This is a genomic window from Methanospirillum hungatei, assembly GCF_020216685.1.
GTDB lineage: Archaea > Halobacteriota > Methanomicrobia > Methanomicrobiales > Methanospirillaceae > Methanospirillum > Methanospirillum hungatei_B.
The window spans coordinates 1-10,000 of sequence record NZ_JAIWNS010000030.1 but is presented as its reverse complement, the minus strand read 5'-3'; the positions used below and the strand labels follow the sequence as shown (position 1 = coordinate 10,000).

Annotated in this window: 13 protein-coding genes; 4 read left to right on the top strand and 9 right to left on the bottom strand. The window is 44.2% G+C overall.

Annotated features, from left to right (window positions below):
* Positions 1–195 precede the first annotated feature (195 nt).
* Positions 196–1,200: a hypothetical protein gene (locus tag LDL35_RS01805; RefSeq protein ID WP_304018884.1), complete on the top strand. Its 1,005-nt coding sequence runs from the start codon at positions 196–198 to the stop codon at positions 1,198–1,200.
* Between the two features lie 277 nt (positions 1,201–1,477).
* Here LDL35_RS01805 and LDL35_RS01800 read toward each other — a convergent pair whose 3' ends face one another.
* Positions 1,478–2,041 carry a flavodoxin family protein gene (locus LDL35_RS01800; protein WP_304018882.1) on the bottom strand — a complete coding sequence of 188 codons (564 nt, stop codon included), beginning with the start codon at positions 2,039–2,041 and terminating at the stop codon, positions 1,478–1,480.
* A 69-nt stretch (positions 2,042–2,110) separates the two neighbouring features.
* Entirely contained in the window at positions 2,111–2,356 is a 246-nt protein-coding gene (locus tag LDL35_RS01795; protein WP_304018880.1) for a hypothetical protein, read from the bottom strand.
* A 64-nt stretch (positions 2,357–2,420) separates the two neighbouring features.
* Between LDL35_RS01795 and LDL35_RS01790 the strand changes: the two genes are divergently transcribed.
* Entirely contained in the window at positions 2,421–2,606 is a 186-nt protein-coding gene (locus LDL35_RS01790; RefSeq protein ID WP_304018878.1) for a hypothetical protein, read from the top strand.
* Positions 2,607–2,715: 109 nt separating this feature from the next.
* Here the strand turns inward: LDL35_RS01790 and LDL35_RS01785 are convergent, their stop codons facing one another.
* The 5 genes from LDL35_RS01785 to LDL35_RS01765 all read right to left on the bottom strand — a co-directional run bounded on the left by LDL35_RS01785 (position 2,716) and on the right by LDL35_RS01765 (position 5,394).
* Complete coding sequence (locus LDL35_RS01785; protein ID WP_304018876.1) at positions 2,716–2,955, bottom strand: hypothetical protein; 240 nt, start codon at positions 2,953–2,955, stop codon at positions 2,716–2,718.
* Entirely contained in the window at positions 2,955–3,587 is a 633-nt protein-coding gene (locus LDL35_RS01780) for a DUF2953 domain-containing protein (protein WP_304018874.1), read from the bottom strand. The genes LDL35_RS01785 and LDL35_RS01780 overlap by 1 nt, the downstream gene beginning before the upstream one ends.
* A 2-nt stretch (positions 3,588–3,589) precedes the next feature.
* Positions 3,590–3,982, bottom strand: coding sequence for a GerW family sporulation protein (locus LDL35_RS01775; protein WP_304018872.1), 393 nt, complete (start codon positions 3,980–3,982; stop codon positions 3,590–3,592).
* A 69-nt stretch (positions 3,983–4,051) separates the two neighbouring features.
* Positions 4,052–4,498 (bottom strand): DUF4013 domain-containing protein, encoded by a 447-nt coding sequence (locus tag LDL35_RS01770; protein WP_304018889.1) that lies wholly within the window; start codon positions 4,496–4,498, stop codon positions 4,052–4,054.
* 230 nt (positions 4,499–4,728) lie between these two features.
* Positions 4,729–5,394, bottom strand: a complete 666-nt coding sequence (locus LDL35_RS01765) for a DUF4013 domain-containing protein (protein ID WP_304018870.1) — start codon at positions 5,392–5,394, stop codon at positions 4,729–4,731.
* A 287-nt stretch (positions 5,395–5,681) separates the two neighbouring features.
* Between LDL35_RS01765 and LDL35_RS15260 the strand changes: the two genes are divergently transcribed.
* Positions 5,682–6,020 carry a nucleotidyltransferase domain-containing protein gene (locus LDL35_RS15260; protein WP_369694876.1) on the top strand — a complete coding sequence of 113 codons (339 nt, stop codon included), beginning with the start codon at positions 5,682–5,684 and terminating at the stop codon, positions 6,018–6,020.
* Complete coding sequence (locus LDL35_RS01760; protein WP_304018868.1) at positions 5,998–6,273, top strand: HEPN domain-containing protein; 276 nt, start codon at positions 5,998–6,000, stop codon at positions 6,271–6,273. The genes LDL35_RS15260 and LDL35_RS01760 overlap by 23 nt, the downstream gene beginning before the upstream one ends.
* 176 nt (positions 6,274–6,449) lie before the next feature.
* Here LDL35_RS01760 and LDL35_RS01755 read toward each other — a convergent pair whose 3' ends face one another.
* Entirely contained in the window at positions 6,450–8,054 is a 1,605-nt protein-coding gene (locus LDL35_RS01755; protein WP_304018866.1) for an ATP-binding protein, read from the bottom strand.
* Between the two features lie 758 nt (positions 8,055–8,812).
* Positions 8,813–9,994 carry a bifunctional 5,6,7,8-tetrahydromethanopterin hydro-lyase/3-hexulose-6-phosphate synthase gene (locus LDL35_RS01750; protein ID WP_304018887.1) on the bottom strand — a complete coding sequence of 394 codons (1,182 nt, stop codon included), beginning with the start codon at positions 9,992–9,994 and terminating at the stop codon, positions 8,813–8,815.
* Between the last annotated feature and the right edge of the window lie 6 nt (positions 9,995–10,000).

Here is a 10,000-nt window from a genome sequence, read left to right as displayed (position 1 = left end):
CCATGAGAAAATATTCATCATGTTTTATAGGCTAGAAAGAATCATCTGCCTGCCTTTATGGATCTGTGTTCCTGATAGGCAGTGTCTCTGTAATCCGGGTAATTCCTTTCATAATCCGGACAATGGAGATATCTTTGTGAAAATCCTCTCTTACGCATTGGATTTTCCTTTGCTCTGGAGATGATAGGAGGATATATGATTGATTGTGATCTTTGTCTTGAAAAAATCACGAATAAAAAGAAGACTATATTGAAGGGTTTTGAGGCCACCGATGATGTATCTCTATTCATTCGGGTTCTGGACCGTGCGATTTTACATGCTCAGCATGGCTTACACCGTGGGGATATGGAATCGGTGTATTCTCAATTCGCCGTGCCAGATCAGTACCGGTTTATGATAGAGGGTTCATCGGTAGATTATGCAGGAATAATTATGATTCCCGGAATTTTCAGACTATTTGACCGTATTTCTGAAGATTTACTGGTCATAGCAGAGTCTCTCCTTTCGGGTATGTCTGTATTGTTCCCGGAGAGGTCATTTGAGGCTATGGAGGTCAGAAACAGGATATTACATTTCAATGAAATACTTCGGGATCCTGATTGTATTACAAATCAACCCGGCCTTCCCTTCCTTCGGATACAAGGAAATGATAATCCTGACACTCTCTATGGGATCATCCATCTTGCCCGATGCACCCTCAAGGAGATGATTCATCATCTTACCCCTCGTGAAGAGTATGGAGCATATTGCTATAATCTGGAATCATCAGACCGGTTTATGATCCGTGCATTCATGCAGGGCGTGAACCGGATGAGAGGGAGTGATTCTTTTGATTTCCCAATCACGCTGGGGATAAAGGATCGGGATACTCTGATCATCGGACTTTTTATGGATGAGTATCATGAGCGGTATTCCCTTATTAAAATCAAAGGACTATCACTCACCATACAATTATTTGAGAGATATCCAAATCCCATGAATTCATTCTCCTGTCATATGGCACCGCTTCAGATTCTCTGGAGAAAAAATTATCCCGTGTATGAGTCATATGATGATAAGATGACAGATATGCTTCCTGTTGAGTCAGGATCATTTCATGCCCGGTCATTGACTGATGCAATGCAGTTTCTCTCAGATGCCGGATACTATCTCAGTCGGTACAGTCCCAAATATCATTCCTGTGGGAAGATTGCAGGATAACCTGAAGGAAAAGGGCTTTGGAGAACCAAAACCTGATTTTTCGGCTCTCTATAGATTCTCTATACCATATCATTATGGTTTTGCCTCTGGATATACTAGTGATGATGCCTGAAAATTCAAAAAAAGGTATGTTCATCCATATGATGAATGGTAAAGCTTCATATCATCTCTGTCCACGGTGTTTTCCCTATATAGATCTCTATTGTGAGATCTGTGAAGGACATGGGGAGTACCTTGCTATTGATTATGAGACGAATACCTGATTTTGAATTTTCCTTCACTTCTCATCACTTTTTGGGATAATCTTGTCACATGCCCGGACTGCATCTGCAATTGCTTTCACGGTCATCTCATTCTCAAGGACCTTTCCCTTCTTCTCGCTTTTTCCCTCGACGGTGGCGATGATATTCATCTCATGATCCAATGCCCAGTGCCTCATGGTATCAATAGTATGTCCGGACCCATACTCTGCACAGGTAGCGACAAAGATGATATTTTTCCCTTTTAATTTCTTTTCATGCCAGAGGGAGTAGGTCCGGTCAAAGAGGGCCTTTATCTGGGCACTCACATCCGAGAAGTACACTGGTGAACCCATAATGATGAGATCGCTCTGGATCATCTTGAGAGCTACTTTTCCAAAATCATCTTCAATAATACAGTTATCTTTCCTTTTACATTTCAGGCAGGCCCTGCACGGGTAGATGTTCATCTCCGAAATGTTGTACAACTTATTCTTATAATCCGGAATATCGAGTGATTTGAACTCCTTGTCAAATGCCTTAAGCATTGTTTCAGTGTTCCCGTTTTTCCGGTGACTTCCGATAATGCTGACGATTCTCATCTTGTATACCTCATCGTTATCTGTTATGAATACTTGTATGTATGTCTGTAATACTATTAGTATTACGTATCATTGATCAGTTTTCAGTTTCTTTCCACACTTGCAACAGAATTTTGCATCAACCGGGTTCTGATAATTACACGGCCAGCATAATCCTGGGATAGGCGGGTTTAATTTCTCAACAAGAATGGCAATGATCGCTTCAGACATCGAGCTCAGCTCATGTTCTGCCACATAACTGTCCAGTGCATCCTTTAATTCAATAGGCATCCGGAGAGAGACACTTGCATGACTCTTCGGTTTTGTTTTTGCCATGTAATACAATTATTATTACATCATGTATTAATATTTTTATTGGAGTGATAATTTATCTTCACCGTTGAAATCCTGTGTTTCTGATGGCATCATAGGAGTAATTCCTGAAGGCTATAGAGTCTCTATTCAAAAGCACTATGTGGTATTCAGGGGATGTATCATCATGCCAGCCGACGTTCTTGTCCGTGGCACCGTAGTTGAACAGCACTATTCTTTTTTCTCCCTGGATCCTCCCCCTGGTGGTGAATAACAGGTATCGTATCCATTCTGCCAGCCGGTATGTGGGCTTCTCAGGAAGCAGGATAGTACCGGTTTATGATAACCCTCATTTTCACTTGAGTTCAAGGACCAGGCATCGCTTATCTGTCCTTTGTTTCATTGATATGAAGAGAAAATAGGGATGATATATCCGGAGCTGAATCGTCAATTGATACGAAAAACCATGCTTTATCTTCCCGAATGAGGAGAGCACAGGGTTTTAGAGATATCATACCCCCAAGATCCCCTATCCATGCATGGGTTCTGACTACCGGGTAGATTATTCTTCCAGCAAGAGCAACCGGCTCCAGGATTCGTATGCTCCCATCCGGGCTCTGCATCAATCTTCCCTCCTGTTGTCACTGGTATTCAGGACCTCCGGAATGATGATCCTGCAGAGATAGACGAGGAGAGAGAAGGGGTACACAAACAGGGTATCCAGCCTGCAATGCCCCTCAAGTGCCGGTTCATCAAAGTCAGGAGTAATAGAGATATCATGTGTGCCCGGAAGCAATGGAGTAATTGCCTGAATGCATCCATACACCATCCCGGTTGTACAGGGATCGCCGCAGCCTATCCGTGCATGACAGGTGAGGGTATCGATCCTGAAATGCTGGATGATTCGTCTGCTGCCCTGAAATATCACCGGAATCCATCTCATGCCTGATTGGATGCCCTCCTCTGATTTCTCCTTTTCCGGTTCGGTATCCGCATCCTCCGATGTCGGGAGTGAAAACGAAAAAAGATGCCTCCCCATGATTCTCATCTCTCCCGTTAAGACTCCATCATAGCGAAATGCAATACTGAATGGTCCGAAACCTACGGAACTCTCACCACACAGTCTGGCTTTATCCCTTTCTGCTGCACATGAGATCTTGAGCGGTATCCTGTATAGAATTCTGATACCGATGAATAAAAACAGAATTATGCCGACGGTGATGAGCAGATCACCAGCCGGATGGAATAGAGGCACTCTTATGATTTCTCTTCTTCAGTCGGACTGGCAGGTGCCGGCTCTTTCTGTTTCACCAGTTCGATGACCTGGGGCACGAGTGATTCGCTGAGGGCAGTTATCACCTGGGCTACCGGGTTCTCCTTCTTGAGCGAGAAGACCTGAATTCCTTCCGCTCCTTTGATCTCCTTATGAGCAACCAGCAGGGCCATCGGTTCAATTCCCCCGCCACCACCGGCACCGCTTCCGTCTCCTTCCTTTCCTTTCCCGCTTCCTGCACCAAATGCCAGTCCAAACCTCGTTACCGGAATGACCACTTTATCTCCGAGGTCAATCGGGTCCCCCATCACCCGCCTGGCTGATATGAGATCACTGATATTTTTTGTTGCCTCTTTCAGCACGTCTTCAGTAGACATATAAGTTATAGACGTTTATGGAGGGATAAAGGTATGGTTGAATGCTAAAAATGGGTGGAAAAAAGGGTTTTAGATTCCTTCATCATAGAGAAGTGAATAATATCTGCTTCCCAGGATGGATAGGTAGGGTGACAGGAACAGGTTGATAATCCACCCGATGAGCCATCCAAGAATGGGAATAAACCCGAGTAGTATCTCAATAATGGTTACTACAAGCAGGATGAGAATTACGACAATGAAAAATGCGATGAGGGAGATGATGTAGTTTATCCATCCAATTGTACCGATTGTCCCGAATATCTCCCCTAAAGCGAAGGCCTCTTTCATGCTTTGTGTTCTCGCAAATCTGACCGATCCAATGATACTCAGGAGTAAAAAGATAAAACCGATGATAATGGAAATAACTCCCCCGGCAATAAGTGTTCCTGCAATCGGGATGAGGGCATCCATAGTGAAATTACCACCGGTTTGTATGATTTTAAATACCGTAACTCCGATGGTAATTGCAAAAGCGATGAGCGGTATTTATAGATGATGCTGGCATCGTATCCAGAGCAGCCCCAGGTTTTGCGATTCCTGTGGCAAATTCATGTGTCAAAGCCCGCTCTCTGTCTGATATAAATCTCCGGGCAGGATCCATGGTGTAGTATTCGGTCAGGTGAGGCAGAACAGAAGAGTTATGGATATTTTTCGAATATTCAGGTAATCTAGACTCAAAAAAAGTGTGGTTTTTCGTTTATACCGTATCAGGCTCCCGTATCATAGAGATTTGAGTAATACCGTGAGGTCATCAGTACGATGTATGGAGCAATGATAAGGTTGATTAATCCTCCGATTACTGGTATTAATCCAATTACTGCATAGATTACAAAAATAACGATGAAGAGCACGATGAGAGCAATGATGTACTGGCCCCATCCGATCTTTCCAATGGTGTTTGTAATTTCACCAAATGCAAATGCCTCTCCCATACTGCCGGTTCTTGCAAACCGTACCATTCCGATGATTCCAAACAGGGAGAAGATAAAGGCCACAATCATGAAGAGAATCAGGGATAAACCAAAGGTAGCAACCAGCATCCCTATGTATGCAAGTGGATTTTCTACATTCATCCCAAGCATTGCAACACTTCCAAATCCTCCACTGAGAGAGAAGGTGGCTATTGCAATGATGAGAGGGATAATCATATAGACGATTTCGATAATGATCATCTTGATTCCGTCGATAAACATTCCAAGATAATCACCTGGTTCCGGGGCAGGTGTGGTTCCCTTCATAACCCGGAGTGAATATCCCATAATCAGGGGGAAGATAATCGATGAGATGATGAGAATGATCCATCGCACCCATTTTCCGATTAATCCCTCATTTGCATAGCCAAATGAGTCACTGAGTAATTCGCCAATTCCCATTACGTGTCACCTCTGTAAAGGTAAGAGAGAACTCGACTTCTTGGTATAAATATGTATTGTATTGACGATACTGTATAGGTAGATGGTTCTCTATCTTTTATATATTCTATATTGAATGGGCGATGTGGCAATCCAGTCCTGATTATTGGTTAATTTCACCTCACTGTTCGAATACAATACCAATTTCTTTTAATAATCATAACATTGCGATAAAGAAGTTTTTGAGGTGACAGGAGAGAATGGTAAGTAATCTGATTCTGGTGAAGTAAGTGAGATCAAAAAGTACCATGGAAAGATTGTCAAAGGAGAATCCGAATCTTGATCCTATAGTGACATGTATCTGTAAAACAGCTGATCCAGAAAAAATTATTCTATTTGGTTCTTTAAGCCGTGGAGATAATCGGCCAGAGAGCGACATTGATCTTCTGATAATAAAATCAGGAACATATGATAGAGTCCGATTGTTAGGGGACATCTATGTAAATCTCCATGGAATCAGACAGTCTGTTGATATTGTTATCTGTTCTCCAGAAGAGATTGAAAAATTCAAAAAAATAAATTACTCCACATTATATCCTGCATTACGAGAGGGAACGGTTATTTATGAGAACGAGATGGTCGCCTGATAATCCCTTGGAATGGATAAATCGTGCTCGTTCGAGTATGAATCTTGCCAATGCTCAGAATGATGAAGTATATTTAGAGGATCTTTGTTATCAGGCTCAGCAAGCAGCAGAAAAGGCGATTAAGGCAATTTTTATTTCGCTGAAGGTATCATTTCCCTATTCTCATGATATCCATCATCTTCTCACTCTTCTTGAGGATGAGGGTATTGATATTCCAGCGAGTATTAAGGAAGCAGAACGGCTTTCGATTTAGGCTGTCCAGACAAGGTATCCCGGTTTTCCAATAATTATCGAAGAGAAGCACTATTCAGAGGCAGTAGACTTGGCAGAAATAGTTATTGAATGGGCTGAAATAATTATTCAAAACAGATTGGATAAGTGAATTTCGTATATTTAAATATTCGTGAGAAAACGGTTGGTAAGGGCTTTTTACATCCCCCAAATAACTACAGGGATCCCGTTCCTCTCCCGGCACTCTTCTAACTCTCTCTTCTCACAAAATATTTTCTCATCCCATGGCACCTCCGGTCTCCGGTCAAAAACAATGAGATGACCCTCATCAGCGCCACACCGGTCGATATATTTCATTATCTGTTTCATTCCATCCTCAATCGTCTGTTCACGGGATCTATAGAGGATCTTAAGTTCAATAATTACCCTCTGGACCGTCCTATCCGGAAGTGGCCATCGTACATAGAGATCAGTCCGTGTCCGGCCAAGCCCGTATTCCCGGTCAATCCGCCCTCCACCATTTACGATCCGCTGAAGGAATGCCTGGAGGAGGATCTGCGGTCCTGCCTCCTTGTATTGGAACCTCTCAATCCAGCTCTCCGAATGCTCCCTGAAAAACTGCTGAAATTCGTCGATAAGTTTTGAGATATTGAGTCTTCCATCATCATCGACAAACCATGCCTGTTTCAGAGCCATTCCTGACTGGCTCTCCCAGGATAGTTGGCGGGGGATAATCTCCTGATATATCCGGTTTGAGATGGATATCTCCCCATTCGGTGCCTGGGTGATAAGGCCCAGATCCTCAACATATTCAATATCATCTGCACGGAGCATTCCTTCGTACAGATCTCCCGTGAGGATAGGTTCAATTACTCGCCGTACCCGCTCTTCTTTGAGTTTGTCTGCCAGCTGATCGAGATGTGTCTCTCTCCGGATAATCAGGTTGTCTTTTGCCTGTTCAACCATAGTATCCGTGATGGGATTATCACGGTTTTTCCCGTGCTCCAATTTAAAACAGGTCTCATATGCCAGGGCATTTACAAGCCAGGGCTGTCCGCTGGTAAGATCCCATATAGTCGAAAGAGCTTCAGTTGTGAAAATCTGGCCGGTCTCATGTGTATGTTCAAGGCAGAGGGTCCGGACCTCTTCTTCAGAAAAATTCCCAAGGCGAAGTGACTCTGCCTTGACATTAAAGGCACTTCCGCCGGTGATGATCATCTGTTCGGTATCTGAATGGATCCGGTAGTCCCGAACATCCCGGACACCGCAGAGAATCACCGTTGATGGGAAATGGTCAGGCCGGGTATCATATCCGGACCGGATCTGGCGGAGAACTGATATCAGGGTGTCTCCAACAAGAGCATCTATCTCATCGATGAGCAGGACGAGAGGTAAAGGAGAACTTTCGGCAAGCCTGGTCAGAGCACTGTTCAGCGCAGATAATGAAAGGTGTGGATCACAAAGGTCTTTCACAATTCTTTGTGAATCGGCATCAAATCCGGAAAGTTCAATTCTTCGTTGTATCTCAATAATAATTGCAGATATTCCTTTTTCCACATTATTTCTGGCCGCCTGGGCTGATTCAACGTTAATATATAGGGATTTGTATGATCCTGAAGCGTTCAGGTAATCCTCGAGGGCAAGAAGACATGAGGTTTTCCCGCTTTGTCTCGGCGCATGAAGGACAAAATATTTCTTCTGGGATATAAGTCCGAGAATTTCTGAAAGATTGAACCGACTGAGCGGGGAAAGGCAATAATGATCTTTGCAATTAACGGGACCGGCGGTATTGAAATATTTCATTTTATGAACACCCCATATATTGAAGTAACATGTAAAAACTCTATCAATTAACTCCCCCTCACATTCCCCATATCGTAACTAAGCACTGGTCCATCTCGGTTTCAGATCCTTTGTAGACACGGGCCTCCTGAAATATTTTCTCATCCCATGACACCCGGTGTCTCCGGTCAAAAACAATGAGATGAACCTCATCAACACCACACCGATCGGTTTACTTCCTAATCTGTACAGAATCCTTACTCGTCTGTTCACATGATAAAATATTAATGTATTGCGTTTTTCTTTTAGACTTCATATAAGAACAGAATCGGATAGATACATCAGGGGTATCCCAGCAGAATCAAAATCTATGAATTAGGATTTGAGATTTTGAGCGATTTGCCGGGCCCGGCAAGCAGCGGCTTTGCTCCGGTCATTTTAGTATTTCAACGGATCACTATCATATTCATGAAAACGCCGGGCATCATCCTTGGAAATAGTTATTGATGTTTTGAAAGGCTCAACCATTTTTGATCTCCTGTGATAAGTGAAATTTCGAATCCTTGAGGATTTAATAATACAGTGCATAGTGAGGGCATTCATGTATTCCTCTTTTCCCTTTGTGGTTTGTGATCTTCATGCAGGGACACCACCCAATAATGAATGGATACAAAACCAGGAGAAAGATGAGTGAAGCAACAGTAGGATAAAAAAATTAATGATCTGATCTGACCACCTCACCAGAACATGAAAATGCCGGGCATTTTCTTGTTCTGGCCTTAAAAATCAGTCATGATTCTGAACTGATCGATCTCTTCCTTATTGAGCTGCTCAAGGAACTCCTCGGCAGCATGTCTGACATCCTTGCTTGCGGTGATTGCTCTGCCGACCACAAGAATATCTGCACCGGTCTTGAGTGCTTCCTTGACAACCGGGACACGGATACCACCGGCGGTTGCGACCAGGAGTTTTCCGCCTGCTGCCTTCTTGATGTCGCCGATATTGCCCCAGGCATGGGAGGTATGTTCAGCATCGATGGCACGGTGAAGTTCGACGATATCAGGCTTGACCTTCAGACTGGCGATAAGACCAACCGGGTCCTCGACGTTGAGCATATCAATGACCGAGTAGATACCGGTCTTGCGTGCTTCGATGATGGCCTTCTCGATGGTAGATGCGGGAGCAAGACCTGACATAACCACGGCATCAGCAGATGAGTCGGCTGCCATCCTGGCCTCAAGGTTTCCGGTATCAAGAATCTTCATATCCGCGACGATGAAAGCGTTTGGTTTAACGGCACGGATCTCAGAGATGACATTCAGACCAAACTTCTTGATAAGCGGGGTTCCTGCTTCGATGATCAGGTGGTCGTTCTCCGGAAGGGAAGAGAGAACAGATCTGAGTTTGCCCAGGTCAACAATATCGAGGGCAACCTGTAGGTATGGCGGGTCCCAGAGGCGCGGAACCTTAAAGCCCATGACAGCATGTGCAGCGCGGTCTTTCTCGTGAATCAACGTCTTCTCGTCAGGGAACTCTTCGAATGCACGTGATATTGCAAGCTTTGTCGCACCATAGTTATACCGGTAGATCCGGTTATAGTCCTTTGCTGACGGATGGAGGAAAGCGCTGGCCAGAATACAGATATCGTTGATATTTACATCGCCAAAAAGCCCTTCCTCAACCGCATCAGCGACCGCCTTTGCAACAGCAGCCTGGACAGGCCCGAACATCTGGTTGACCTGCCCCTCATTCTTAAGAGTAACCTTAGGAATCACGACCGTTGCCGGTTTCGTGAGCAGATTCGGACGTACAACAGCCAGAAGAGGGGTATGCCCGGCTGAGAGTTGTGAGAGTGCATTTGCAAACGCCATCCCGACCGGACCGTTCTTATCTCCGACGATCAGGTCCACATGAGCCAGTTCGGATCCTTCGCCGATCAGGGCTTCGCCTATCAGATACATATGATA

Coding starts and splice junctions, on each gene's coding strand:
- LDL35_RS15260 (WP_369694876.1), top strand. CDS start 5,682: ATGGAAAGATTGTCAAAGGAGAATCCGAATCTTGATCCTATAGTGACA.
- LDL35_RS01765 (WP_304018870.1), bottom strand. CDS start 5,394: ATGGGAATTGGCGAATTACTCAGTGACTCATTTGGCTATGCAAATGAG.
- LDL35_RS01800 (WP_304018882.1), bottom strand. CDS start 2,041: ATGAGAATCGTCAGCATTATCGGAAGTCACCGGAAAAACGGGAACACT.
- LDL35_RS01775 (WP_304018872.1), bottom strand. CDS start 3,982: ATGTCTACTGAAGACGTGCTGAAAGAGGCAACAAAAAATATCAGTGAT.
- LDL35_RS01805 (WP_304018884.1), top strand. CDS start 196: ATGATTGATTGTGATCTTTGTCTTGAAAAAATCACGAATAAAAAGAAG.
- LDL35_RS01785 (WP_304018876.1), bottom strand. CDS start 2,955: ATGCAGAGCCCGGATGGGAGCATACGAATCCTGGAGCCGGTTGCTCTT.
- LDL35_RS01750 (WP_304018887.1), bottom strand. CDS start 9,994: ATGTATCTGATAGGCGAAGCCCTGATCGGCGAAGGATCCGAACTGGCT.
- LDL35_RS01760 (WP_304018868.1), top strand. CDS start 5,998: ATGAGAACGAGATGGTCGCCTGATAATCCCTTGGAATGGATAAATCGT.
- LDL35_RS01755 (WP_304018866.1), bottom strand. CDS start 8,054: ATGAAATATTTCAATACCGCCGGTCCCGTTAATTGCAAAGATCATTAT.
- LDL35_RS01795 (WP_304018880.1), bottom strand. CDS start 2,356: ATGGCAAAAACAAAACCGAAGAGTCATGCAAGTGTCTCTCTCCGGATG.